The organism is Micromonospora sp. BS32 (assembly GCF_059089345.1).
The window spans coordinates 306423-330971 of sequence record NZ_JBSSHR010000004.1 but is presented as its reverse complement, the minus strand read 5'-3'; the positions used below and the strand labels follow the sequence as shown (position 1 = coordinate 330971).

General features: G+C 74.4%; 21 protein-coding genes. 10 read left to right on the top strand and 11 right to left on the bottom strand.

Annotated elements, in window-relative coordinates; genetic code table 11:
* Positions 1–13: 13 nt before the first annotated feature.
* Positions 14–1825, bottom strand: a complete 1812-nt coding sequence (locus AC5RWQ_RS09250) for a SpoIIE family protein phosphatase (protein WP_494282306.1) — start codon at positions 1823–1825, stop codon at positions 14–16.
* Positions 1826–1951: 126 nt separating this feature from the next.
* On the opposite strand from AC5RWQ_RS09250, the gene AC5RWQ_RS09245 reads away from it, so the two are divergent.
* Positions 1952–3214, top strand: a complete 1263-nt coding sequence (locus tag AC5RWQ_RS09245; RefSeq protein WP_494282305.1) for a cyanophycinase — start codon at positions 1952–1954, stop codon at positions 3212–3214.
* Between the two features lie 128 nt (positions 3215–3342).
* Here the strand turns inward: AC5RWQ_RS09245 and AC5RWQ_RS09240 are convergent, their stop codons facing one another.
* Positions 3343–4011 (bottom strand): HAD family hydrolase, encoded by a 669-nt coding sequence (locus tag AC5RWQ_RS09240; RefSeq protein WP_494282304.1) that lies wholly within the window; start codon positions 4009–4011, stop codon positions 3343–3345.
* Between the two features lie 127 nt (positions 4012–4138).
* Between AC5RWQ_RS09240 and AC5RWQ_RS09235 the strand changes: the two genes are divergently transcribed.
* The 6 genes from AC5RWQ_RS09235 (at position 4139) to AC5RWQ_RS09210 (ending at position 10487) form a co-directional block, all read left to right on the top strand.
* Complete coding sequence (locus AC5RWQ_RS09235; protein ID WP_494282303.1) at positions 4139–5566, top strand: hypothetical protein; 1428 nt, start codon at positions 4139–4141, stop codon at positions 5564–5566.
* A 65-nt stretch (positions 5567–5631) separates the two neighbouring features.
* Positions 5632–6516 (top strand): MurR/RpiR family transcriptional regulator, encoded by an 885-nt coding sequence (locus AC5RWQ_RS09230; protein ID WP_494282302.1) that lies wholly within the window; start codon positions 5632–5634, stop codon positions 6514–6516.
* A gap of 93 nt (positions 6517–6609) precedes the next feature.
* On the top strand, positions 6610–7554 hold the full coding sequence (locus AC5RWQ_RS09225; protein WP_494282301.1) for a transporter substrate-binding domain-containing protein: 945 nt from the start codon (positions 6610–6612) through the stop codon (positions 7552–7554).
* 115 nt (positions 7555–7669) lie between these two features.
* Entirely contained in the window at positions 7670–8524 is an 855-nt protein-coding gene (locus tag AC5RWQ_RS09220; protein ID WP_494282300.1) for an amino acid ABC transporter permease, read from the top strand.
* Positions 8521–9327: an amino acid ABC transporter ATP-binding protein gene (locus AC5RWQ_RS09215; RefSeq protein WP_494282299.1), complete on the top strand. Its 807-nt coding sequence runs from the start codon at positions 8521–8523 to the stop codon at positions 9325–9327. Before AC5RWQ_RS09220 ends, AC5RWQ_RS09215 begins: the two co-directional genes overlap by 4 nt.
* Positions 9327–10487, top strand: coding sequence for a M20/M25/M40 family metallo-hydrolase (locus AC5RWQ_RS09210; protein ID WP_494282298.1), 1161 nt, complete (start codon positions 9327–9329; stop codon positions 10485–10487). Before AC5RWQ_RS09215 ends, AC5RWQ_RS09210 begins: the two co-directional genes overlap by 1 nt.
* Positions 10488–10550: 63 nt before the next feature.
* Here the strand turns inward: AC5RWQ_RS09210 and AC5RWQ_RS09205 are convergent, their stop codons facing one another.
* The 8 genes from AC5RWQ_RS09205 to eccB all read right to left on the bottom strand — a co-directional run bounded on the left by AC5RWQ_RS09205 (position 10551) and on the right by eccB (position 17174).
* The gene (locus tag AC5RWQ_RS09205) at positions 10551–11225 is read right to left on the bottom strand and encodes a C39 family peptidase (RefSeq protein ID WP_494282297.1); all 675 of its coding nucleotides are present in this window, start codon (positions 11223–11225) and stop codon (positions 10551–10553) included.
* A gap of 452 nt (positions 11226–11677) precedes the next feature.
* Positions 11678–12103, bottom strand: coding sequence for a pyridoxamine 5'-phosphate oxidase family protein (locus AC5RWQ_RS09200; RefSeq protein ID WP_494282296.1), 426 nt, complete (start codon positions 12101–12103; stop codon positions 11678–11680).
* A 46-nt stretch (positions 12104–12149) separates the two neighbouring features.
* Positions 12150–12491, bottom strand: coding sequence for a YkvA family protein (locus AC5RWQ_RS09195; protein WP_494282295.1), 342 nt, complete (start codon positions 12489–12491; stop codon positions 12150–12152).
* Between the two features lie 74 nt (positions 12492–12565).
* A complete protein-coding gene (locus AC5RWQ_RS09190) occupies positions 12566–13363 on the bottom strand; it encodes a hypothetical protein (RefSeq protein WP_494282294.1) in 798 nt (265 codons plus the stop codon).
* A 134-nt stretch (positions 13364–13497) separates the two neighbouring features.
* Positions 13498–13866 carry a hypothetical protein gene (locus tag AC5RWQ_RS09185; RefSeq protein ID WP_494282293.1) on the bottom strand — a complete coding sequence of 123 codons (369 nt, stop codon included), beginning with the start codon at positions 13864–13866 and terminating at the stop codon, positions 13498–13500.
* A 98-nt stretch (positions 13867–13964) separates the two neighbouring features.
* The gene (locus AC5RWQ_RS09180; protein ID WP_494282292.1) at positions 13965–15242 is read right to left on the bottom strand and encodes a WXG100 family type VII secretion target; all 1278 of its coding nucleotides are present in this window, start codon (positions 15240–15242) and stop codon (positions 13965–13967) included.
* Positions 15235–15603, bottom strand: a complete 369-nt coding sequence (locus AC5RWQ_RS09175; protein ID WP_494282291.1) for a DUF2563 family protein — start codon at positions 15601–15603, stop codon at positions 15235–15237. The genes AC5RWQ_RS09180 and AC5RWQ_RS09175 overlap by 8 nt, the downstream gene beginning before the upstream one ends.
* 98 nt (positions 15604–15701) lie before the next feature.
* Entirely contained in the window at positions 15702–17174 is a 1473-nt protein-coding gene (gene eccB, locus AC5RWQ_RS09170; RefSeq protein ID WP_494282290.1) for a type VII secretion protein EccB, read from the bottom strand.
* Positions 17175–17335: 161 nt separating this feature from the next.
* Between eccB and AC5RWQ_RS09165 the strand changes: the two genes are divergently transcribed.
* Positions 17336–18508, top strand: coding sequence for a type VII secretion protein EccE (locus AC5RWQ_RS09165; protein WP_494282289.1), 1173 nt, complete (start codon positions 17336–17338; stop codon positions 18506–18508).
* On the opposite strand, the gene eccD is transcribed toward AC5RWQ_RS09165, so the two are convergent.
* Positions 18492–19889, bottom strand: coding sequence for a type VII secretion integral membrane protein EccD (eccD, locus tag AC5RWQ_RS09160; protein ID WP_494282288.1), 1398 nt, complete (start codon positions 19887–19889; stop codon positions 18492–18494). The two genes, AC5RWQ_RS09165 and eccD, sit on opposite strands and share 17 nt — an antisense overlap.
* A 166-nt stretch (positions 19890–20055) precedes the next feature.
* Between eccD and eccCa the strand changes: the two genes are divergently transcribed.
* Positions 20056–24018: a type VII secretion protein EccCa gene (gene eccCa / locus AC5RWQ_RS09155; RefSeq protein WP_494282287.1), complete on the top strand. Its 3963-nt coding sequence runs from the start codon at positions 20056–20058 to the stop codon at positions 24016–24018.
* 67 nt (positions 24019–24085) lie between these two features.
* Positions 24086–24508, top strand: coding sequence for a YbaB/EbfC family nucleoid-associated protein (locus AC5RWQ_RS09150; RefSeq protein ID WP_494282286.1), 423 nt, complete (start codon positions 24086–24088; stop codon positions 24506–24508).
* Positions 24509–24549: the final 41 nt, after the last annotated feature.

The window sequence follows — 24549 nt, the reverse complement described above, 5'->3', positions numbered from 1 at the left end:
GGGCTGGTACCCGTCATCCGTCGGCCGAACCCACCCGAGTGGACGGATCCCGGACGGCGGCCGCACCCTCCGCCCCCTGGGCCGCGCCCTGCGCGGTGGCGGTTTCCCGCGCCACGTCGGGCGGTGGGGCCGCGGGCAGCGGGAAGCAGAGCAGGGCGATGTCGTCGGCGGCCGGTCGGCCGCCGCGGGCCGCCGCGATCAGCTGATCCGTCCAGTCGTCGTCGCCGGCGCCGTCCGCGCCGATCGCGCCGGCGAGCCGGTCGATGCCCTCGTCGATGACCTCGTCGGGTGACTCGACCAGGCCGTCGGAGTAGAGCACCACCATCGCGCCGGCCGGCGCCGTCAGCTCCTCGTCGGCCCGAACCCCGCCGCCGACCCCGAGCGGGCGGGCGGTGGCCGCCAGCCGGCGCACCGTGCCGTCGGCCAGCCGCAGCAGCGGTGGTGGGTGGCCAGCGGAGGCGTACCGGAGGGTGCCGGTGGCCGGGTCGACGAACACGCAGGCGGCCGTCGCGAAGACCACGTCGGGCAGCGCGACGACGAAACGGTCCAGTTCGGTCAGGAGCGCGCCCGGGCCGGCGACCCGCCCGGCGAGCGCCCGGGCAGCCGTCCGCAGCTGACCCATCGCCAGCGCCGCCTTGACGCCGTGCCCGACCACGTCGCCGACCAGCAGGGCGTGCCGGTGGCCGCCGAGCGGGATCACGTCGTACCAGTCGCCGCCGGCGTTGAGCACCGACGGCGCCGGCAGGTAGCGGCCGACCGTGCCGGCCGGCAGGTCCTCGGTGAGCAGCCAGCGTTGCAGGTCCACCACCGCGTCGTGCTCGTCCTGGTGCAGCCGGTCCCGCTCCGCGGTGAGCCGGTCGATCCGGCGGCCGGCCAGCCCGCCGCTGACCAGCGCCAGGCCGGCCAGCAGCAGGATCCCGGCCAGCCAGCCGGCCAGCTGCCGGTCCGGCCCGGCGGTCGCGTCCGCCACCGGCCGTTCCAGCGCGACGTACTCGCCGAACCCGCCGATCCTGCTCCAGCCGACGATCTCGTCGGGGCGGCCGCTGAGACCGGTGCGTTCGGCCCGGGCGCCGCTCGCGAAGGCGTCCCCGCCGGCCACCAGCCGCCGGTAGAGGTCGGTGTCGGAGATGTCCCGGGTGCGGTCGACGTTGGGGCCGACGATGAGCTGCCCGGCCCGGTCCACCACCAGCAGGTCGGTCTCCGGCCCGTAGAACTCCGGCCCGATCTCGGCCGCCTGCCGGGCGGCCACCGCGCGGATCCACGACATGCTCCAGCCGCCGGCCAGCACCCCGTTCACCGCGCCGTCCGGCCCGCTGGTGGGCACCGCGAAGACCATCACCTCCCCGGCGAACGCGGGGGAGGTGAGCGCGGCGCTGGTGGTCCACTCCGCGCGCCCGCCCGCCACCTCGGACCACCAGTCGCCGCCGGCCGGGGCGCCCACCGTGCCCCGGTCGGCCGCGCGGACCGTCCCGGTGGTGCCGAGCCAGGCCAGGCCGCCGGTGAGGCCGAGCTGGTCGACCCGGATCGATTCGAGCCGCCGCTGGATCGCGGCCGGGTCGCCGCCGGTGAAGGTACGCCCCGACGCCACCGCCTGGAGCAGCCGGACGAGTGAGAGGCGGCTGCCGTACACGTTGGCGGCGACGGTCTGGCTGCGCAGCCGGACCTCCTCCACGGCGGCGGCCCGCTCGGCGCGCCAGGTGTCCACCGCGATCAGCGCACCGGTCGAGCCGAGCGCGAGGGTGACCACCGCGACGGCGGCGAAGAGTCGCCGGCCCGCTCCCAGGCTGGTCGACGGCCGCTGGCCGGGGGCCGGTCGTCCGGTCACCGTCACACGATGTCAGCCCGGCGGACGGATCGGTAGGGGGCGTACGCGTGCGGGCGTTGTCGCGCCGGTCACCCTGCCGTACGCTTCTCCTCGGCCCGCCCTCACGGTTTCCAGTGAGGAGCAGTCATGCCCTTGAACCGCCTGCTGGCCCTTGGGCTCAGCGCGGGTACGGCGGTCGTGCTGAGCGTGCCGGCGGTCGCCGCGCCGGCCTCGGCCGCCCCGTCCCCGCACCACCCCGCCGGCGGCAGCCTGGTGCTGGTCGGTGGTGGTCTCGCCGACGACAACGCGACCATCTACGGCGACATCGTCCGGCTGGCCGGTGGCACCGGCAAGGCCCGGATCGGCATCTTCACCGCGGCGGCCCCGGTGCCGTCCGAGGACCCGGACGCCGACACCCCGGACTGCAACAACAGCGTCTGCAACGGCGACTACTACGCGAAGCTCTTCAAGACCTACGGCGTCGCGGACGCGCAGTGGATTCCGATCGACCTGGACCACCCGCAGGCCGCCGACGACCCGGCGGTGGTGCAGCAGATCAACTCGATGACCGGCTTCTTCTTCGGCGGTGGCGACCAGTACCGGTACGTCACCACGATGACCCGGGGCAGCGCGCAGCGGGACTCGGCCGCGCTGGCCGCCGTTCGGCGCAAGCTGCGCTCCGGCGCGGTGGTCGCGGGCACCAGCGCCGGCGCGCAGATCATGGCCGGCAAGGACATGATCACTGGTGGCTCGACCGAGCCGGGGCTGCGCGACGGCGCGAAGGTGGGCTACTTCGACGACCCGGGCGTGCTCGGCTACCTGCCCAAGGGGGGCTTCGGCTTCTTCACCGAGGGGCTGCTGGACACCCACTTCTCCCGGCGTGGCCGGGAGGCGCGCTCGATCCGGCTGGCCTCGGACACCGGCAACGACCGGGTCTTCGGGCTGGACGAGAACACCGCGCTGGAGGTGACCGGGGTCGGCTCGCGGCACCGGTCGCTCAAGGTGATCGGCCAGCGTGGGGTGAGCGTGCTCGACCTGCGCCGCGCCGAGGTGACCAGCACCGATGGGGTGTGGGGCATCGAGGGCGTGCGGTGGAACCGGCTGACCGAGGGTGACCGCTACCGGGCCGAGCGCTGGCAGCCGGTGATCGCCGCCGGCAAGGAGCGGGTGGCCCCGGCCGCCGGCCCGTGCACGGTGCCCGCCTCGGAGGACGTCTTCTACGACTACGCGCTGGTCGGGCTCGCCGAGGGGCTGGTCGACCAGGCCGGTTGCGCGTCGACGTCGGGCACGTCGTACGAGAAGGACCCGCAGTTCGCCGCCGAGGTGACCCGGGGCCCTGGCTTCGCCGGGTACCGGGACGGGTCGAGGACGTCGTTCGTCGACGCGGTGGTCGGCATCCGTCCGGTCTGACGGTCGGCCCGGGCGGGTCGGTCTGCCCGGGCGGGTTCGACAACGAGCGGTATGACTCTGCGTCATGAATATGACTCGGAGTCATACCGCTCGTGCGTTCGTTGCCTGCCGGGCGGGGTGCCGGCAGCTCAGGTCGGCGGTGGCCCGAGCAGGGCGGGTAGCTCGGTGAAGGAGGCGATCACCGGACCGCCCCAGGTCGGATCGGTGTCGTTGTGCTCGGTGGTGCGCAGGACGGTCATGCCGACCGCCGCGGCCCCGGCGAGTTCGCCGTCCGAGCCGTCGCCGACGAACACGCAGTCGCCGGCCGCCACGCCGAGCCGGTCGGCGGCCGTCAGGTAGCTCGCCGGATCCGGCTTCGCCACGCCGATCTCGCAGGAGAAGACCGCGACGTCGAGGCGGGCGGCGAGACGGCTGCGCGGCCACGCCTCCGCCGTCTCCGAGGTGGCGTTGCTGACCAGTCCGAGTCGGTGGCCGGCGGCCCGGAGCGCGTCGAGGGCGTCCAGGGTGGCGGGCGGTACGGAGTCCAGCACCCGCCGGGCCAGCTCGCGGCGGAGCGATCCCGCCCGGGACACGGCGTCGGGCGTGGGGGCGCCGCCGAGCCGTCGGGCGAGGATGTCAATCGTCTCCTCCACGTCCCACCGGACCAGCCGGTCCCGCCAGGTCGCGTGGTACGCGGCGACCAGCGCGGCGGGTTCCACCCCGACCAGTGCGCCCATCTCGGCGACGACGCGGTCGCGCTCGGCGTCGGCGCCTTGGACGAGGGTGTGGAACAGGTCGAGGATCACGGCCCGCGGCATCGCCGCATCCTATCCGGACACTCCGGCGAAGGACCGTCACCGGGCTGTAACAGAAGTTACGTATTGAGCATGGAACTTAATGGATGTAACTTCTGTTTCATCGATCCGTGGCCCCTCGGAGGTGCCCATGTTCCCTGCCCGCAACCCCCGCCGACTGACGGTGGTGGCCGCCGCCGCTGCCCTGCTCACCATCGCCCCGGTCGGGGTGACCGCAGCCCAGGCCCAGGTCACCCGTGTCCGCCAGGGCAGCGCCACCGACGTCAGCCGGACCGCCTGGTCCGGCCCGGCGTACACCATGAACGGCTCGGGCGGGATCATCGCCGCCACCATGAACCAGGCGATCAACGCGATCCGCGGCGGCACCGGCTCCATCGACGTGGTCGTCATCGCCGGCTCCGGCACCACCACCCCCGAGTGCGACGTGATCAGCACACTGGCCGGGGTCAACTCCTGCACCACGCTCACCCTGACCGCCGCCCGGGACGGTGACGACGCCCAGGTCAACACCGACATCCGCAACGCCGAGTTCGTCTACTTCGCCGGCGGCAACCAGTGCAACTACGTGGCCTGGAAGGGCACCGCGCTGGAGGCCTCCGTGGAGTCCGTGGTGGCCAAGGGCGGCGGGGTCGGCGGCGGCAGCGCCGGGCACCACATCAACAGCGACATCGTGTACGACGCCTGCACCGCGAGCGCCACCTCCGCGACCGCCCTGGCCAACCCGTACGACCGGTCGCTGACGTTCACCACCGGGATGTTCCGCTGGCCCAACTACGCCAACACCATCAACGACTCGCACTTCGTCACCCGGGACCGGATGGGCCGGACAATGGCCTTCGTGGCGCGGGCGATCAAGGACGGGCTGGCCAGCGGCGGCAAAGCGTGGGGGGTCGGGGTCGAGGAGGGCGCGTCGCTCTACATCGACAAGTTCGGGCTGGCCACGCTCAGCGGACCGAGCGCGTACATCGTCCTCGGCGACCACCAGCCGGAGGTGGCCGTCTCCGGGCAGCCGCTGACCTACTCGAACTTCAAGATCTGGAAGCTGACCAGCGGCCAGACCTACCACTTCGCCAACCGGCCGACCTGTGGCTACTACCTCAAGAGCGTGAACGCCGGCGTGCCGAGCAGCAGCCTCTACAGCGGCACCCCGGTCACCGACTGCTCGACCACCCCGCCGCCGTCGGGCGGGTCGAGCTACGCCGAGGTGGAGCCGAACGACTCGCGGACCGCGGCCAACGACATCTCCGCCAGGTCCTACCCGCTCACCCTCACCGGTGACATGAAGAGCACCACCGACCGGGACTACTTCGCGCTCACCCTCGGCAGTGGACAGACGCTGACCGCGAACTGTGACGTCCCGACCGCGTACGACGCCGACCTCTACCTGCTCAGCTCCACCGGGAGCACGCTGACCCGGTCGGTGAACGACGGCGCCGGCGCCCACGAGTCGGTCACCCTCACCCGGACCACCTCCGGGTCGGCGACCTACTACCTGGACCTGGAGGCGTACTCCGGCTCCGGCGCCGCCGACTACACCTGCACGGTCACCAAGTCCTGATTCCCACCCCGAAGCCGGGCGCGGAGCGGGCGGGACCCCGCTCCGCGCCCGGTTACGCTCAGCGCGTGTCGAATCCCGATCATGTCGAAGAGCCGCACGCGGTCGGCGTCGCCGCGCTGATCCGGCAGCGGCTCGGCGAGTGCAGCCCGGCCGAGCGCCGGGTGGCCCGGGCGCTGCTCGCCTCGTACCCGGCCGCCGGACTGGGCACCGTCGCCGCGCTGGCCGAGCGGGCCGAGGTGAGCGGGCCGACGGTGCTGCGCTTCCTGTCCCGGCTCGGCTTCGGCGGGTACCCGGAGTTCCAGCGGGCGCTGCGGGAGGAGCTGGCCGAGCGGGAGACCTCACCGCTGTCGGCGTACCGGGCGGCGGAGCGGACCGGCGCACCGCCGGAGGGCGCTCTGGCCCGGTCGGCGGCCACCCTGCCGGACGCGGTCGCCGGCACCCTCGCCGAGCTGCCGCAGGGCGAGCTGGACGCGGCGGTACGCCTCTTCGCCGACCAGCAGCTGCGGGTCACCGCCGCCGGTGGCCGGTTCTCCGGGCTGCTCGCCCACTACCTGGTGCTGCACCTGATGCAGGTGCGCGGCGGCAGCCGGCTGCTGCCCCGCACCCCGGTGGAGCGGACCGACATGCTGGTCGACGTCGGCCGCCGGGACCTGTTCGCCCTGTTCGACTTCCGCCGGTACGAGGAGCCCACGCTGGCGCTGGCCCGGGAGGTGACCTCGCGGGGGGCCAAGGTGGTGCTCTTCACCGACCGGTGGTTGTCGCCGGTCGCCGGTCTGGCCGAGGTGGTACTGCCCAGCCGGGTCGAGTCGCCCTCGCCGTACGACAGCTTCGTGCCGGCGTTGGCGCTGGTGGAGACGCTGGTGGCGGCCCTGATCGACCGGCTCGGACCGGTCGCCGGCGGCCGGCTGAAGGCGATGGAGGCGGCCCAGCAGACGTTCGGCAGCGACTGAACGGCGCGTTACAGAAAATTGTAACCCCACCGAAATCGTAACGTGCGTTACAGTCCGGGGGCTGGTTCGTTCTGGCCCCCGGAAGGACACCTCATGCGCATCCGTCAGTTGGCCCTGGTCGGCGCGACCACGGCCCTTCTCGCCGCCACCGCCGCCTGTGGCGGCACCACCGACGCCGCCGGCTCCGGCGACGACGTCAAGCAGGTCTCGGTCACCATCGACGGGGTCGGCGCGGTCAACACCGACACCGCGCTGGCCAAGAAGGTCCCGACCGACGTGCGCGGCCGCGGCACCCTGACCGTCGCCACCAACGCCCCCTACCAGCCGTTCATCGACTTCAAGGTCGAGGGCAAGAACGACGAGTTCAAGGGCCTCGACTACGACCTGTTCCAGGCCGCCTCGGCCCGGCTCGGCCTGAAGGCCACCTTCAGCCAGCAGCCCTTCGACGGCCTCGTCCCCGGCCTGCAGGCCGGCAAGTACGACGCCATCGCCGGCGGCATCACCGACAAGAAGGAGCGCCAGCAGGTCGCCACCTTCGTCGACTACTCCGCCTCCGGCACCGGCTTCCTGGTCAGGACCGGCAACCCGCTGGGCGTGCAGACCGTGGCCGACCTCTGCGGGCGCAAGGTCGCCGTGCAGAAGGCCAGCAACCAGGCGAAGAACCTGACCACGTACTCCAAGGACAGCTGCGCCGGCAAGGCCATCGACGTCAAGGAGTACCCGGAGAACCCGCAGGCGGTGCAGGCCATGCTCGCCGGCAACGTCGAGGTGGTCGCCGCGACCAAGGTGAACCTGGTCGACACCGCCAGCTCGCTCGCCGGCAAGGCTGAGCTGGTCGATGACAAGTCCGCCCCGAACGGCTGGCTGGCCAGCCCCAACGGCTTCGGCTTCCTGAAGGCCAACAAGGAGCTGGCGCAGGCGTACCAGGCGGCCGTGCAGTCCCTGATCGACGACGGCACCTACGGCAAGATCCTCGCGCAGTGGAAGCAGGAGCCGATCGCCGTCAAGCAGGCCACCATCGACCAGGCCATCGACTGACCCGGCGGACCACCACTCCCTAGGACCGCGGTCGCCGGGCGTCCTCGATTCCGTGAGGGCGGGCCCGGGGGCGTCCGGCGACCGCCGCACCCTTCCGCCGCAGGAGGCACCGCACATGACGAGCGACACCGAGACCGTACGGGTGGTGCCCGTACGCCACTACGGACGCTGGGCGACCGCGCTGCTCGTGGTCGGCCTGACCGCCCTGTTCCTCCGGGCGCTGTTCGACAGCCCCAACCTGGAACCCGGCACCATCGCCACCTACCTGTTCAAGGACTACGTCCTCGACGGCGTGGTCACCACGCTCTGGCTCACCCTGCTGGCGATGGTGCTCGGCACCGTCGGCGGCGTACTGCTCGCCGTGATGCGGTTGTCGGAGAACCCCGTGCTGCGCGGCGTCTCCTGGGCGTTCATCTGGGTCTTCCGGGGCACCCCGCTGCTGGTCCAGATCATCTTCTTCGGCTTCCTCGGGGCGCTCTTCCCCCGGATCAGCCTGACCGTGCCGTTCACCGGCACCATCCTGTTCGACAAGCCCACCAGCGTGGTGGTGACCGGGACGGTGGCCGCCGTGCTGGCCCTGTCGCTCAACGAGATGGCGTACGCCGCCGAGGTCATCCGGGGCGGCATCCTCGCCGTCGACGAGGGGCAGACCGAGGCCGCCGCCGCGCTGGGCATGAGCCCGACGCTGACCCTGCGCCGGGTGGTGCTGCCGCAGGCGATGCGAGTGATCATCCCGCCGATGGGCAACGAGACCATCACCATGCTGAAGTCGACCGCGCTGGTCTCCGTGATCGCCGGGCGGGACCTGATGACCGCCGTGCAGACCGTCTACCAGAACAACTACAAGGTCATCCCGCTGCTGGTGGTGGCCGCCATCTGGTACCTCGCCCTGGTCAGCCTGCTCTCGGCGGGCCAGTGGCTGATCGAGCGGCGGTTCGGCCGCGGCTTCTCCCGGGTAGGTGTCCGATGACCGTGACCGACGAGACGCAGACCGGTCCGGTGGCGACCGCGACCAGGCCGATGGTGCGCGCCGACGGCGTGACCAAGCGGTTCGGACCGGTCGAGGTGCTCAAGGGCATCGACCTGACCGTCGCCCCCGGTGAGGTGACCTGCCTGCTCGGCCCGTCCGGCTCCGGCAAGTCCACCTTCCTGCGCTGCATCAACCACCTGGAGCGGATCGACGGCGGTCAACTCTGGGTGGACGGCGACCTGGTCGGCTACCGCCGGCAGGGCGACAGGCTGTACGAGCTCAAGGCGCGCGAGGTGGCCCGCCGGCGCCGGGACATCGGCATGGTGTTCCAGCGGTTCAACCTCTTCCCTCACCTCACCGCGCTCGGCAACGTCGTCGAGGCGCCCGTGCGGGTGCTCGGCACCCCGCGCGAGAAGGCCCGCGCCGAGGCGCTGCGGCTGCTGGAACGGGTCGGCCTGGCCGAGAAGGCGGGCAACTACCCGGGCCAGCTCTCCGGCGGCCAGCAGCAGCGGGTGGCAATCGCCCGGGCACTGGCCATGCACCCGAAGCTGATGCTCTTCGACGAGCCCACCTCGGCGCTCGATCCGGAACTCGTCGGCGACGTGCTGGACGTGATGAAGGGGCTGGCCGCGGACGGGATGACCATGGTGGTGGTGACCCACGAGATGGGCTTCGCCCGCGAGGTCGCCGACAGCGTCGCCTTCCTCGACGGCGGCGTGGTGGTCGAGGCCGGCACCCCGGCCGAGGTGCTCGGCAATCCCCGTCACGAACGCACCCGCGCGTTCCTGGACAAGGTGCTCTGATGGATCCTCTGCTCACGGCGGCCGGTGACCGGCTCGGGGCGTACCACGAGCGGTTGGCCCGGCTGGTCGGCGTCGACTCCGGCTCCGGGCAGGTGGACGGCCTGCGCGAGGCCGCCGACCTGGTGCAGACCTGGTGCCTCGCCGCCGGGCTGTCGGTCGAGCGGGAACCGGTGGCAGACCCGTCCGGCGCCCCGCTCGGCGACGTGCTGGTCGCCCGCAGGCGCGGCCGGGGCGAGCGGCGCGTCCTGCTCGCCGCTCACCTCGACACGGTCTTCCCGGCCGGCACCGCGGCCACCCGGCCGTTCCGGGTGCACGACGGCCGGGCGTACGGGCCGGGGGTCAGCGACGACAAGGGCGGCCTGCTCGCCGGGCTCGCCGCCGTCGAGGTGCTCGACGCGCTGGGCCGGGAGGAGTACGGCGAGCTGGTGCTGGTCTGCACCCCGGACGAGGAGATCGGCTCGCCGGGCAGCCGCCCGCTGCTGCGTACCCTCGGCGCGGAGGCGGACGTGGCGCTCTGCCTGGAATGCGCCCGCGACAACGGTGATCTGGTGTCGGCCCGCAAGGGCGTGGCCGACCTGGAGATCGTGCTGCGCGGCCGGGCCGCGCACGCCGGCATCGAGCCGGAACGTGGGGCGAACGCGCTGCTCGCCGCCGCGCGGCTGACCGTCGCGCTGGACGCGCTCAACGGCCGCTGGCCGGGGGTCACGGTCAACGTCGGGGTGCTGGAGTCCGGCGGCCGGCCCAACGTGGTGGCCGATCGGGCCCGAATGCTGGTCGACCTGCGGGCCTGGCGAACCGGAGAGTACGCCGCGGCGCTCGCCGAGATCCGCCGGCTGGTCGACGAGCCGACCGTCGCCGGGGTACGCGCCGAGCTGGCCGTGCACGCGCCCACCCCGCCCTGGGAGCCCGGCGCGGAGGAGCGCTGGCTGACCGAGCTGGCCGCCAAGGTCGGGGCGGGTCTCGGGGTGCCGGTGTCGCACACCGCCACCGGTGGCTGCGCTGACGCGAACCTGCTCGCCGAGGCCGGGGCGACGGTGCTCGACGGGCTCGGCCCGGTCGGCGGCGACGATCACAGCCCGACCGAGTGGCTGGACCTGGACTCGGTGGTGCCCCGGGTCGCGCTGCTCGCCGGCCTGATCGACGAGGTCGGCCGGCGCTAGGACGACGCGAGGGCCGGTCTCCCCGGGTGGGGAGACCGGCCCTCGATCTTCAGGCGTGCGGGATCAGGAGCTGTAACCGCGGCCCGCGATCCAGTTGGCCAGCTCGGTGACGTCCATCCAGTACTCCTGGATGTCCGGCGCCGCCGGGTCGGCGATCTTCACCGTGTTGCCGTCGTCCTTGTACTCCACCACCGTCAGGTAGTGGCCCGGGTAGTTGTGCTCGATGCCGTCGACGTCCAGCGCGCCGCCGAGGATGTTGGCGACGACCGGGTCACCGGCGTCCACCGAGGCCTTGATGTCCGCCCGCAGCCGCTCAACCTGCTCCTTCGAGGCGGTGTCCGAGCTGATCTCGGTGGTCTTGTACTTGCCGCCGGTGTACTCGTTGAGCACCCGGGTGATGTCGATGGCCGAGTCGGTGCCGTTCTCGGTCGTGCCGAGCTTCTTCGCCAGCTCGTCCTGACTGATCGTCTTGCCCTCGGCCGACAGGGCGATCCGGGTGGACGCCGGGCCGCAGTAGTAGAAGTTCGGCTGCGCCTGGTACTCGTAGCCGGCGCGCCGCTCGGCCTTGCCGCCCTTGCTCTTGTCGGCCTTGCCCTTGTCCGGCTTGTCGGCCACCACCGAGGCGGCCGGCTTGCCAGCCGGCGCGGCGTGCGCCGCCACGGCCGGGCCGGCGATGGCGCCACCGGTCATGATCAGGCCGGCGACGGAGAGCATGCTGTTCCGGAAGATCGTGTTCATGGTCGAAGCTCCGTTCGGGGGTTGACGTCGCGCGTCGGGGACGCGGACGCAAGCACCGGGAGGGGCGCTCGGATCGGGGATCGGTGGCCCGGGCGCTCGGCCCGCTCGCCCACCGGCTAGGTAACGACCGCGGGCGGCCGGCCATTCCAGCCGCTGCGCTCGTCCTGCTCGGTCGTACGGAGGGTGTAACGACCGGCGGCGGGTCGCGATTCCGCCGGGCGGCTGACGCCGGTCATCACGAACCGGACATCCGTGCACGCCCCCGCCCAGTGTGGCCGGCAGGCCCGGGCCGGACTCGGGCCTACAAACTTGATGACGCGAACGAATCGCGGATGGTGGTCACGCCTCGCCGCCCGAAACGGACATCCGATTCTCTGACGACATCAAGTTCGTAGCGTCCGAAAGGCGGCCCGGCGGGATGAGACGTCCGCTCCCGCTCGAACCCGGAAGGGTCAGGAACCGGACGCCGGGGGCAGGCTGCCGAGCAGGCGGGTCACCCCGATCTCGATGACCACGCGCTCCGGATTGGGGCGGGGCTGCCGGTAGCGCTCGGCGTACCGGCGCTCGGCCTCGGCCACCGACGCCGGATCGGACCGGAGCACCGCCCGACCCTCGATCGTGAGCCAACACCGGCCGTCGACGTGGCAGACCGCCACCGGGGTGCCGGCGGGACCGGCCGCGGCGACGTGCCGGGCCTTCGCCGACGTGGCCGAGGTGATCACCCGGGCCAGTCCGGCGTCCGGGTCGAAGGTGACCCCGACCGGGACCACGTGCGGGGTGCCGTCGGCGCGCAGGGTGGTCAGCGTCGCGAGGTGCCGCTCCCGGCAGAAGGTGAGCACCCGCTCGTCCCACGGGTCCAGGCGGTGATCGCCGGCCATGTCCGCTCCCCCGTCTCGTGGCCGGCGTCGTCCCGGTCCGCCCCGATCATGGCACGGTGCGGCGTACCCGTTCCTGATCAGGGGGAGTACCCGGCCGGCCGGGCAACGACCGGGTCGCCGCCCGGCGCTGGTTGACCAGCCGGGTCAGGTAGATCAGCGCCCCGGCGAGCACCCCGAGGTCGTCCAGGTAGATCGGGTCGGGGAGCAGATCGACGGGGGAGATCGTGTAGATCAGCGCGCCGTAGAAGGCCACCTTGCCGCCCACACCGAGCGCCCCCAGCAGCCGCCGGGTGCGTACCACCCGGACCGCCAGCACGATCGCGCCGACCAGCGCGGCGAGCGCCAGGATGCCGCCGACCACCACGAGGACCCACGTCTGTCGGGACATGCCGTCACGCTAACCGAACCGCGCCCGCACCGCCGGGCTCGCGCGCCGGTCACCCGGCCGCTGCGGCCTCGCGATCAGTACGCGGCGACCGCCGCCCGGCCGTGCGCCACGGTCGGCGCCTCCCGGGCCGGCTCCACCACCGGGTGCCGGGTCTCCGGCATCGGCACCACCGACTGTGCCTCCTCCGGCCGGCGGTCCAGCGCGGCGAACGCCTCCTCCCGCAGGCTCCGCGCCGCCGCGGCGGCGAGGTCCGCGTCCCGCCACGCCGCCCGCTCCCGCTCCACCGCCGTGCGGTGCCGGGCGGCCAGGTTGTCCCGCGTCGCCCGGCGCAGCAGCAGTTCCTGCTCCACCGGGTGCCGCCGCGGGTCCCAGCCGCCGCGGTGACCGAAGACATCGCTGAGCTGCTCGACGGAGAGCTCCTTGCGCCAGTACGCGTCCAGGGCCGCCCGGTGCAGGTATCGCTCCCGGTCGGCGTACTCGGCCGGGGTGCGGACCGTCTGGGGCAGCGGCATCGCCGCGGCGGCGGAGAGCCGGCGGACGTCCGCCTCGGCGGTCTCGTACTCCCGCCAGGCCGCCTCGACCTCCTCCTGGACGGCGAGCCAGGCCGTCCGGCGGCGCTCCGCCGTGGCCGCGGCCCGCTCGGCCGCCACCGCCACCTCCTCGGCGTACCGGGCGCGTTCGCGCTGCTCGTCGGCCAGCTCCAGGTGAGTGGGGAGGGCCGCCTGGCGGAACCGGCCGGCGAGGGCGAGCCGGAACACGTCGGGGCGGACGAACAGGCCCGCGACGGCGACGGCCGCGACGGCGAGCAGGATCAGCCAGATCAGGGCGGCGGCGGGGACGTCGGGCAGGACGGCGGAGAAGACGGTCTGCATCACCAGCACCTCACGGTGGGAACGATGTGGAGGGACGAGCGGGGACGGCGGGAGCCGGCGGTCGTACCCGTGGGAACGGACCCGCGGCCGGGAAGGCGCGTCGGGCCCGGCACCCGGACGGGTGCCGCGCGGGCTCAGTGCCGGGGCGGACCGCGCCGGCCGGTGGCGTCCCGGAGCGGGTCCGTCGCCGGCGTCCGCACCGTCGTCGCCGGCGGGGCCGGGTGGGCGGAGGTGGCGGCCGGTCGGGCCGGGAGCGGCCCGGCGGAGCTGTCGTCGACCCGCACGTCGGCCGGCGGGGTGGTGGCCGGCAGCTCGGCCACCCGGGAGGCCACCACGCTGGGCCGGAGCGGGGCGGACGCGGCGGCGGCCGGACCGCTCGGGCCGGCGACCGCGGCGCCGAGGCCGACGGCGAGCACCAGGGCGGTCATCGCCAGCCGGGCGAGATCACGCATCACGCGCAGCGTCGCCACCCAGGCGGGGCGGATCGTCGCTACGGGCAGCATTCACCCAACCTAATGCCTCCGGTCACCGCGCGCAGCGGTGCGACGGCGTGCCGGGAGGTGACCCGGGCCACTCCGTCCTCAGCGGACGAACCCCTCGCCTAGCGGTCGCCGCCGAGCACCGGCGGCGCGACCGAGTCGGCGTCCTGCCAGACCATCTCGTCCTCGGTCAGCCAGGTGAGCCGCTCGTCGGACTCGTCGTCACCCTGCTGGCCGCGGCCACCCAGCACGCCGTTGCGGCTGGCGCCGCCGGCCGTGGCGGCCCGGTTGGCAGCCCCGCCGGAGCGGCCACCGCCGTTCGCGCCGCCCGACTGCCCGGAGGTCAGCCGGCCCGTGCCGGTCGCCGACCGGTTCTCCGCGCCGGTCGGCCCGACGCCGGTACGCCCCGGCAGGGTCGCCGCCCGGCCGGAGGAGGCCAGCGAACCGGCCCCGCCCACCACGCCGCCGGCGGGCAACCCGCCCAGGGCGCCGAAGGTGCTCGACGGAGTGCCGCCCGAGCCGGCCAGGCCGACCGCGCCGAGCGCACCGCCGCCCAGCACCGCCCCGCCGACCAGCGGGTCCGCGCCGGCCAGCGAGGTGCCGCCGGCCAGGTCGTCGACGCCGGCGCTGCCCGGGCCGGCACCCACGCCGCCCGGGCCGGTGCCCGAGGTGTCGCCCGGGTCGGTGCTGCCCGATCCGGTCGTCGGGCCGTGCGCCGGGCCGGTCGGGGTGGCCACGGTGGCGTCGCCGCGCGGGCCCGCGACACCGGTGGTCGGGGCGGCGGCCGGGGTGCTGGACACCGGACCGGACCTCGGCGTCGAGTCGCTCGGCCGGGTGCCGCCCGGCAGCCGGCCGTCCGGCGGCGGGGCTTCCACCACCCGCCCGTACGCCGAGACGTCGTAGCCGGCGGAGAGCTCCGCCACCAGCAGCACCATCCGCTGGTGGGCCTTCTCCTGCTCGGCCTTGTCCTGCTCGTGGCCGATCAGCCCGCCGACCACCATGCCACCCACGCCGAACACCGCGCCCTTGGCGGCGTTGCCGAGCATCTTGTCGTGGTCGTCGGTCTCCTCCGGGCTCTCCGCCTGCTGCTGGGCGACGCGCAGCTGGCCGGCCATCATGGTCAGCGCCTGCCCGACGTCGGACATCCCGTCGGCGAGCTCGGCCGAAAAGCGCGACACGAGCGACAGCCGCTCCTGGAACTCGTGCGCCGCGTCGCCCGTCCAGCTGCCGGCCAGCCGGTCGAGGTCACCGTCGAGGTCGCGCGCCAGGCCGCTCAGGGTGTCCTTGAGGGAACTCCACTGGCTGGCGAGGCCGTCGATCTGACCCGGGTCGCCCGCCCGAACGGCGTCGTAGAGCTCCTTGTGGCTGACGTGCTGGTAACGCTGGGTGTATTCAGACACGCCCGTCCTCCCGCTCCTCGAGCACCTTGTCGACCCCGTTGAGGGCGGTCTCGATGTCGGCGGCGTTCGCCGCGTTGCGCGCCTCGGTGGTGCGGTAGTTCGTCATGACCGTGTGGGTCGCGGCCCGGGCCGCCGCGACCGCGCGGCGCAGCTGCGCGACCCGCTCCGCGTAGTCGGCCTGGACGTCGCTGTAGCGGCGGGCGTTGCCGGTGGCGTCGGCGAAGGAGCCGAGCGCGGGCGGCCGGCACTGCATCTCGCTGTTCAGCTTCCGCAGCGCCGTCTCGGCCTGGGTCAGTCGATCCGCCAACCGCTGGTGGAAGTCCTCCAAGGACAGTACGTCCACTGTCGTGCGCCCGGTCATGGCAGCATCCCCGTTGTCCATAGTCGATCCAAGGGCCAGGCCCAGGTTAGTCGACCCGCGCCATCCCGGGCGACCCCGTGCGACGGCCACCGGCCCGGTCAGCCCCCCTGGGCAGGCACGGCGTCGGGCGTACCCGAAGGGCTGGGCCGCTCGTCCTCGCGCCGGTCGTCCGGGGCGAAGTGGTCCAGCGCGTCCTGGCGGTCCAGCGCCGGCCCGGTCGGGATCAGCGAGAGCAGCGACGCCGGTACGACCAGCGGCGCCACCCCGGCGTACCCGAGCGCGGCGACCGCGTCCCCGCCGCGCCGGCCCAGCGGGTGGCGCACGCCCTGCGAGCTGATCAGGTAGACCGTGGCGCCGGCCGCCGGCTCGGTACCCTCGCCGGCTCCGGGAGCGGCCTGGACCAGCACGCCCTTGCCGCCCGGCAGCACCACCTCCTGCGCGGTGCGGACCGCGTCGCGCGGGCCTTGCCGGACCGGGTTCCCGGCGTCCGCCAGCTCGGCCGGCACCTGGTCGAAGGCCTCCAGCGTGGTGGTCGGGGGCCCGCCCGCCGCGCCCGCCCGGTAGGTCGCGCAGACCACCGTCCGGCCGGGACGGACCGGGTACAGCGCGGGCAGGGACTGCAGCGCGCCCTCGGCCTCCAGCCGCTGATCGGTCAGCAGTTCGCCGGCCTGGTCCGGGGTGATGTCGGTTATCTGACCCCCGTCGCTGACCAGGAGCAGCGCGGTGACCTCGCCGATCGAGACCAGGCCGTCCCGGGTGAGCACGTAGTGCTCGCCGGCGGCCCGGAACACCTGGCCGATCCGGGCCGGCCGGCCGGCCACCGGACGGCCGCTCAACGCGTCGTCGCCCGGGATCGCCGGCTCCCGCAGGGCCGGCCCGGCCGGCACCGCGTTGAGCAACTGCTGGCCCACCTCCAGGGTGTCCGCGGCGGCCATCTTCAACGCCGCCAGCGCCCGTTCGCCGCCGACCACCTGCAGCCGCGAACCGCCGGTGAGCAGGTAGCGCTGCGAGCCGGACTCGACCAGCACCGCCCGACCGGTCAGCGGGGCGCCACCGGTGAGCGCCCGGCCGACCAGCACCTTGGCGCCGGAGCGGCGCGAGTCCGCCGGGTCCGGCACGTCGCAGACCGACCAGGGGAGGCCGACCAGGGCGGTGCGGTCGGGCAGGGCGTCAGGGGCGCCGACGATGCCGACCGTACGGCCCCGGGGGCGGTCCTTGATCGACGCCTGCGACACCGTGCGGACCTCCGGGTCCGGCTCGTTGACGATCAGCCGGGCGGAGGCGTAGTTGAGCGTCGGGTGCAGCACCCCGGCGGCGAAGACGTAGGTCGCACCGGTCTCCCGCTCGATGACCAGGCTGTTCTCCTCCAGCGGAGCGGTGTTCCCGGTCAGCTGGCCGTAGGCCCCGGCACCACCGAGCACCACGGCGGCGGCGACCACGCTGCCCGCCACCGCCATGCCGAGCCGGCGCATTGGCAGGTTGGTGGTCTCCGGGTCGCCGGAGAGCAGCGCCGAGACGATGCGGCGGGTGACGAAGCGGTACGCCTGCACCTGATCGCGGCGGGTCCGCATGGTTGACCTCCGGCGGGGTTGGTCCGCGACGATCAGGTCCGAACTCCGTCGCGGGCTTCCCTACGATAAGGGGCCGTCGGCGGGTCACCGGGACCCCCGCCCGTACTCCGGTCGCGCCACCGCGACCGGACGCCCGCGATGTCCAGAAGGGACGCCCACCGATGACGCAGCTCCAGGCGCCACCCGGTCGTACGCCCACCGTCCCCGCCGACCGCCCGGTGTCGCCGGTCCCGGAGCGCGGTCGGGGCCGGATCGGCCCGGTGGCCGTCGGCCAGCTCGTCGTGGTCGAGCTCTGCGCGCTCGCCGTCTGGGCGGCGACGGCCGGGCCGAGCTGGCTGGTCGGGGTGGTGGCCGCGGTGGCCGTCCCCGTCGCGCTGGCCACCTTCGTCCGGCGCGGCGGCCGCTGGTGGTACGAGGACCTGCTGCTGCGCCGCCGGCTGCGGACGCGACGCGAGCACGCCCGGGCGGCGGTGGCGACGGGTGCCGTGGTGGACGCCCGGCTGGCCGCGCTCACCCCCGAGCTGAGCATCACCGAGCTGACCGAGCGGGGCACCCGGCTCGGCATCGGCCAGGACGGCCGGGGCTGGTTCGCCGCGCTGGCGCTGACCGGCCCGGTGGGCGCGCCGGTCGGCTCGGTCGAGGCGGCCGTGATGGACCGGGCGCTGGCGGTGCTGGCGGACTTCGCCGGCCCGGTCACCCTCACCCAGGTCGTCTCGCACACCCTGGTCTGGTACCCGGCGCCGGGCGCGCCGCCGGCCGCCCACCGTACGGTCTGGGTGGCGCTGCGGCTGTCGGTGCCGGACGCCCGCACCGAGGCGGTGACCCGGGGCGGCGGGATGCCCGGCGTGCACCGGGCGATGGCCGCCGGCGTCGGCCGGCTCGGCAAGGCGCTCACCGCGGCCGGCCTGCACCACCGGGTGCTGGGTCGGGACGAGCTGCGCGCCGCGGTGGTCGCCGCGGCCGGTCTCGACCTGGCCCCGGAGCCCCCTGCGGAGAGCTGGACCGGCCTGCGCGGCGGCGGCTGGGCCCAGCGCTGCCTGACCCTGCGCCGCCGGCCCGGGGCGCCGCTCGGCGCGCTGGTGGATGCGGTGACCGCCACCTCGGCCCCGTCGCACACGGTCGCCGCGGTGGTGACGCGGGGCGGCCGGTCGGTGCCGCCGCTGCTGCGGGTGGCGGCGATGGACGACCACGTCGAGGCCCTCGTCTCGGCCGTCCGGAACGTGGCCGGCCGCTGCGGCATGCCGGCCCGCCCGCTCGACGGCCAGCACGGCCCGGGCGTATACGCCACCACGCCGGTGGCCACCGCGGCGGGGACGATCAGGGTCGGAGGTTGACGATCCAGCCGTAGAGGCCGCACACCCAGACGGCCAGCGGCACCAGCGCCACGATCAGCAGGATCTCCACGATGTCGAGGAGCCGGCCCCAGACCGGCGAGATCCGCCTGCCGGCCACGGTCAGCCCGTGGACCAGGCTGACCACCGCGGTCAGCAGCAGGCCGCCGAGGACCAGCCCGAGCCGTACCGGCAGCCCCGCGTCGCCGAAGGTGGCCGCCGCCGTGCACGCCAGCCCGGCGGTGCCGGCGACCAGCACCGGGACGCGCTGGGACCGCCCGATGAACGGCCGGGCCCGCAGCAGCGACAGCAGCGCCAGCACCAGGCAGAGCAGCACCGCCGGCAGCCGTCCGTCGGTGGCCAGCACGGCCTGGCTGCCGAGCACCAGCAGCGACACCGTCCACAGCAGACCGGTGAGGAACTGGTCGGCCCGCTCGGAGAGCCGCAGCACCCGTCGCCCGTCGACGTTCTCGGTGTCGGTCTTCAGGTCGTCCGGGCCGGTGGGGATGGACGGCACGGGCAGCCGGGCCAGCCGGTAGGCGGTCATCGGCAGTATCGGCAGCGTCGCGAAGGCGACCGCGGCGACCACGGCGGCGGCTCCCGCCGCGGTCAGGCCGAAGAGCAGGTTGAGCAGCGCCGCGCCCGCGACGGCGGCGCCGATCGCCACGGCGCCGAAGAAGAGCGGCATCCGGTCGCCGACCGCCAGCGCGGCGACCGCGCCGGCCAGCAGCACCGCGGTCCCGGCCAGCAGGACGTGCGGGCCGGCCAGCCCGTCCAGGGCGCGGTCGCCGGCGAGCACCAGCAGGCCGCCGATCGCGGCGTACCCGATCCCGGCGACGGCCAGCACCACGCCGGTCCGGGTGTCGCCGGCCGCCCGGGAGAGCACCGCCGCCGTCACCACCAGCAGCACCGCGACCAGCAGGGCCGCGAGCGCGCCGGGCAGCTGCGGCGGCCCGGCGAACAGCGTCACCGCCGCCCCGGCCGCCAGGGTCAGCGTCGCCAGCAGCACCGCGAAGGAGCGGGTGGTGCCGACCTGCCAGGTGCCCTGGCGCTGGTTGGTGGCGGTCGCCACCGCGTCCACCACGTCGTCGAAGACGATCTCCGGGGCCGCCGCCGCGCGCGGGTTGAAGTAGAGGACCTCACCGTCGCGGACCCCGAGCTGCGTCGCGGTTCGGCCGCCGTCCAGCGGCGCGCCGCCGAGCCGGGAGAGGGACCACCCGCCGTGCCGTACGCCCTCGTCGGCGAGGTCCTCGCCGGCATAGCGGAGCAGGGTGGGGAGCAGGTCGGCCAGCGGCACGTCGGAGGGGAGCGCGAGATCCATCCGGGTCCGCGGCGCCACGATGGTGATCCGGCTCAACCCGCCGGTCGCGGTCTTCGTCGCCATTGTGGCCTCCTCGTGCTCTCGATCCACCTCGGCCGGTGGCATCGCCCCCGGGGGTCCACGACGCCCACGGGAGATTACCTACGATGGCGGGCACGTACGATGCCCACCCGACGACTCCGGTCGGTCGCAGACCGCAGCAGGGCCGCTTCTGGGGGAGGAGACAGCCGTGAGCACGGTGGTGTTCCGCCGGCTTCCGCGTCAACCGGGGCCCGCGCTGCCGCGCGGCGAGGTGCTGCTGGAGTCACCGCCCGAGCTGCCCGAGCAGACTCCCCGGAGCATGGGGCAGCTGCTGATGGTGCTGCCGATGCTCTGCGGCGTCGGCGCCATGGCCTTCCTGTACGCCGGCAAGGGCGGCGGCATGGTGACGTACATCGCCGGTGGTCTCTTCGGTGTGTCCATGCTGGGCATGGCGATCGGAACGATGAGCAGCGGCAGCGGGAACGACAAGGCGGAGCTGAACGCCGAGCGCCGCGACTACATGCGCTACCTGGCGCAGATGCGCAAGCGCACCCGGCGTGCCGCCGAGCAGCAGCGGGCCGCGATGGCCTGGCGGCACCCGGAGCCGGACGCGCTCTGGTCGATCGCGGCGTCCCGCCGGATGTGGGAGCGGCGGATCACCGAGGACGACTTCGGCGAGGCCCGGATCGCGACCGGTCCGCAGCGGCTCGCCGTGGAGATCGTCCCGCCGGAGACCAAGCCGGTGGAGGACCTGGAGCCGATGAGCGCGATCGCGCTGCGCCGCTTCGTCCGGGCCCACTCCACGGTGCCGGACCTGCCCACCGCGCTCTCGCTGCGGGCGTTCAGCCGGATCGTGCTGCGCGGCGAGCGGGAGCCGCTGCTCGACCTGGCCCGGGCCGCGCTGGCCCAGCTGGTCACCTTCCACGCCCCGGAGGACCTGATCCTCGCGGTGGTGGCCGCGCCGGACCGGCAGGCGGCGTGGGACTGGGTGAAGTGGCTGCCGCACGCCCACCACGCCGCGCGGACCGACGCGGCGGGCGCCCGGCGGCTGGTCTTCGCCAGCCTGGCCGAGGCCGAGGAGTCGCTCGCCGCCGAGCTGGCCGGGCGGCCCCGCTTCGCGCCGGAGGCCAAGCCGCTGACCACCGCCCCGCACGTGGTGGTGCTGGTCGACGGCGGCGAGGTTTCAGCGACCTGCCAGCTGATGGGGCCCGGCCTGCTCGGCGCGACCGTCGTCGACCTCTCCGGCACGGTGCCCCGGGACGCCGGCCGCTGGCTGCTCTGCCTCGACGCCGGGGACGGCAGCACGCTGGAGCTGGTCCGCGGCACCTCCACCTCCCGGCTCGGCCGGCCGGACCGGCTCAGCGCCGAGGCCGCCGAGGGGCTGGCCCGGCAGATCGCCCCCTACCGGCTCTCCCAGCAGCAGAGCGCCTCGGACGAGCCGCTGGCCCGCAGCACCGAGCTGCCCGACCTGCTCGGCGTCGGCGACGCGGCGACGGTCGACGTGGCGCAGACCTGGCGGCCCCGCGGGCACCGGGACCGGCTGCGCATCCCGCTCGGTCTCGGGCCCGACGGCAACCTGGTGGAGCTGGACTTCAAGGAGTCCGCGCACGAAGGCATGGGACCGCACGGCCTGGTGATCGGCGCGACCGGTTCCGGCAAGAGCGAGCTGCTGCGCACGATCGTCGGCGCGCTGGCGGTGACCCACTCCTCCGAGGAGCTCAACTTCGTCCTGGTCGACTTCAAGGGCGGCGCGACCTTCGCCTCGCTGGAGGCGCTGCCGCACACCAGCGCGGTGATCACCAACCTGGCCGACGAGTTGCCGCTGGTCGACCGGATGCGGGACGCGCTCGCCGGTGAGATGACCCGGCGGCAGGAGGTGCTCCGGGCGGCCGGCAACTACGTCTCCCGGTACGACTACGAGAAGGCCCGGGCGGCCGGGGAACCGCTCCCCCCGATGCCGAGCCTGCTGATCATCTGCGACGAGTTCAGCGAGCTGCTCGCCGCGAAGCCCGACTTCATCGACCTCTTCGTGATGATCGGCCGGCTGGGCCGGTCGCTCGGCGTGCACCTGCTGCTCGCGAGTCAGCGCCTGGAGGAGGGGAAGCTGCGGGGACTCGACACCCACCTGTCGTACCGGATCGGCCTGCGGACCTTCTCGGCGGTGGAGAGCCGGATCGTGCTCGGCGTGCCCGACGCGTACGAGCTGCCGAACGCGCCCGGCCACGGCTACCTGAAGACCGACACCAGCACCATGCTGCGGTTCCGGGCGGCGTACGTGTCCGGGCCGTACCGGGCGCCGGGGCAGGGCGAGCGGTCCTCGCGGGCGCTGGTGCAGCGCCGGATCGTGCCGTACGGGGTGAACTTCGTGCCCGTGCAGGTGCCCCGGGAGCCGGTCGAGGCGGAGACGCCCGAGCAGCCGGCCGACGGCAAGGCCGTGGCGATGCTCGACGTGCTCATCGACCGGCTCAGGGGCCGGGGCGCCCCGGCCCACCAGGTGTGGCTGCCGCCGCTGGCCGAGCCGCCGAGCCTCGGCGAGCTGCTCGGCCCGCTGACCGCGCACCCGACCTTCGGGCTGACCACCGCGAACTGGCCCGGCCGGGGCCGGCTCACCGTGCCGGTCGGCGTGGTCGACCGCCCGTACGAGCAGCGCCGCGACCCGATGATGGTGGAGCTGGCCGGCGCGGGCGGCAACGTGGTGATCGTCGGTGCCTCGCTGAGCGGCAAGAGCACCCTGCTCCGCTCGATGATCGCCTCGCTCGTGCTCACCCACACCCCGCGTGAGGCGCAGTTCTTCTGCCTGGACTTCGGCGGCGGCGCGCTGCGCAGCCTGGAGGGGCTGCCGCACGTCTGCGGGGTGGCCGGTCGCCGGGACACCGAGGCGGTCCGCCGCACGGTGGCCGAGGTGACGGCGATCCTGGACGACCGGGAGACCCGCTTCGCCCAGCACGGCATCGACTCGGTGGCCGCGTACCGGCGGCGACGGGCCGCCGGCGAGTTCGCCGACGACCCGTTCGGTGACGTCTTCCTCGTGGTCGACGGCTGGAACACCCTGCGCCAGGAGTACGAGGAGCTGGAGCAGACCATCACCAACCTGGCCAACCGGGGCCTGGGTTTCGGCGTGCACGTGGTGCTGACCGCGGTGCGCTGGGCGGAGATCCGGATCAACATGCGGGACCTGCTCGGCACCAAGCTGGAGCTGCGCCTGGGCGACGCCAACGAGTCGGAGATCGACCGGCGCGGGGCGGCAAATGTGCCGACCGGGGCTCCCGGGCGCGGCCTCACCCGCGACAAGCTGCACTTCCTCACCGCGGTGTCGCGGATCGACGGCAAGCGCGACATCGACGACCTGACCGAGGCGTCGGTGGCGCTGGCCCGGCACGTCGCGGACGCCTGGCCGGGCCGCCCGGCCCCGAAGGTACGGCTGCTGCCGCGCCGACTGCCGCTGGCCGAGCTGGTCCGGGTGATCGACCGGTCGGTGCCCGGCCTGCCGATCGGCGTCAACGAGGCGGCGCTCGCCCCGGTGCACCTGGACCTGGCCAGTGAGCCGCACCTGACGGTCTTCGGCGACGCCGAGTGCGGCAAGACCAACGTGCTGCGGGTGATCGCCCGGGGCATCGTCGAGCGGTACACCCCGGCGGAGGCCCGGATCGTGATCGCCGACTACCGGCGGGGCCTGCTCGGCGCGGTCGAGGGCGACCACCTGCTCGACTACGCCCCGTCCAACCAGGCGTTCAGCCAGGGTCTCGGCTCGATCCGCAGCGCCCTGCAGAACCGGCTGCCGGGCCCGGACGTCACCACCGCGCAGCTGCGCGACCGCAGCTGGTGGAAGGGGCCGGATCTCTACATCCTGGTCGACGACTACGACCTGGTCGCCTCCGGCGGCGGCAACCCGCTCAGCGCGCTGCACGAGCTGCTGCCGCAGGCCCGGGACATCGGCCTGCACCTCATCGTCACGCGTCGGATCGGCGGGGTGGCCCGGGCCCTCTACGAGCCGGTGCTGCAACGCCTGCGCGAGCTGGACTCGCCGGGCCTGCTGATGTCCGGCAGCCGGGAGGAGGGTGCCGTCTTCGGCACCCTGCGGCCCAGCCCGCAGCCGCCGGGCCGGGGCACGCTGGTGCGCCGCCGGGACGGCCAGCAGCTCATCCAGACGGCCTGGGCCGAGCCGTCGTGACGGGGCATCCAGGGTGGACCGGAATCGGTACGCTCGGCGCTCGTACGGTCTGGAGCAGGGGGCGACGGTGAGTGTGAGTGACGAGACCCGGGCCTGGTTCGGGCGCCTGGTGGCCGACACTCGGGAGCGGTTCGCCGGGCTGGCCGAGCTCGGCGACGACCCGGAGCGGCTGTACGGCGAGGCGGAGTCCCCGGACGGCGTCGTCGCGGTGGTGGCGCCCGGCGGGATGCCGGTCCGGCTCACCCTGAGCACTTCCGCGTTGCGGTTGGGGCCGGAGGAGCTGGCGGAGCGCATCGTGGCGACCCAGCGGGAGGCCGCGGCCGAGGCCGGCCGGCGGCAGGCCGAGGCGGTCCAGGAGCTGATCGGCCCGGCCACCGGCGGGGCGGTGGACGTGCGGGCGATGGTCGACCGGGCGGTGGACCGGGGCCGGTTCCGCGAGGCCGCGGAGCGGCTGGACTCGGCGGACGAACAGTTCGGCGGGCGCCGGTGAGCGCGCGGCGGCGCCGACCCGCGCTGCGGCCCGGAGGGCGG

What these genes read in the sequence shown, in the direction of transcription:
- AC5RWQ_RS09245 (WP_494282305.1), top strand. Translation starts at nt 1,952, where the DNA reads ATGCCCTTGAACCGCCTGCTGGCCCTTGGGCTCAGCGCGGGTACGGCG.
- AC5RWQ_RS09240 (WP_494282304.1), bottom strand. Translation starts at nt 4,011, where the DNA reads ATGCCGCGGGCCGTGATCCTCGACCTGTTCCACACCCTCGTCCAAGGC.
- AC5RWQ_RS09235 (WP_494282303.1), top strand. Translation starts at nt 4,139, where the DNA reads ATGTTCCCTGCCCGCAACCCCCGCCGACTGACGGTGGTGGCCGCCGCC.
- AC5RWQ_RS09225 (WP_494282301.1), top strand. Translation starts at nt 6,610, where the DNA reads ATGCGCATCCGTCAGTTGGCCCTGGTCGGCGCGACCACGGCCCTTCTC.
- AC5RWQ_RS09220 (WP_494282300.1), top strand. Translation starts at nt 7,670, where the DNA reads ATGACGAGCGACACCGAGACCGTACGGGTGGTGCCCGTACGCCACTAC.
- AC5RWQ_RS09215 (WP_494282299.1), top strand. Translation starts at nt 8,521, where the DNA reads ATGACCGTGACCGACGAGACGCAGACCGGTCCGGTGGCGACCGCGACC.
- AC5RWQ_RS09210 (WP_494282298.1), top strand. Translation starts at nt 9,327, where the DNA reads ATGGATCCTCTGCTCACGGCGGCCGGTGACCGGCTCGGGGCGTACCAC.
- AC5RWQ_RS09205 (WP_494282297.1), bottom strand. Translation starts at nt 11,225, where the DNA reads ATGAACACGATCTTCCGGAACAGCATGCTCTCCGTCGCCGGCCTGATC.
- AC5RWQ_RS09200 (WP_494282296.1), bottom strand. Translation starts at nt 12,103, where the DNA reads ATGGCCGGCGATCACCGCCTGGACCCGTGGGACGAGCGGGTGCTCACC.
- AC5RWQ_RS09195 (WP_494282295.1), bottom strand. Translation starts at nt 12,491, where the DNA reads ATGTCCCGACAGACGTGGGTCCTCGTGGTGGTCGGCGGCATCCTGGCG.
- AC5RWQ_RS09190 (WP_494282294.1), bottom strand. Translation starts at nt 13,363, where the DNA reads ATGCAGACCGTCTTCTCCGCCGTCCTGCCCGACGTCCCCGCCGCCGCC.
- AC5RWQ_RS09185 (WP_494282293.1), bottom strand. Translation starts at nt 13,866, where the DNA reads ATGCTGCCCGTAGCGACGATCCGCCCCGCCTGGGTGGCGACGCTGCGC.
- AC5RWQ_RS09175 (WP_494282291.1), bottom strand. Translation starts at nt 15,603, where the DNA reads ATGACCGGGCGCACGACAGTGGACGTACTGTCCTTGGAGGACTTCCAC.
- eccB (WP_494282290.1), bottom strand. Translation starts at nt 17,174, where the DNA reads ATGCGGACCCGCCGCGATCAGGTGCAGGCGTACCGCTTCGTCACCCGC.
- AC5RWQ_RS09165 (WP_494282289.1), top strand. Translation starts at nt 17,336, where the DNA reads ATGACGCAGCTCCAGGCGCCACCCGGTCGTACGCCCACCGTCCCCGCC.
- eccD (WP_494282288.1), bottom strand. Translation starts at nt 19,889, where the DNA reads ATGGCGACGAAGACCGCGACCGGCGGGTTGAGCCGGATCACCATCGTG.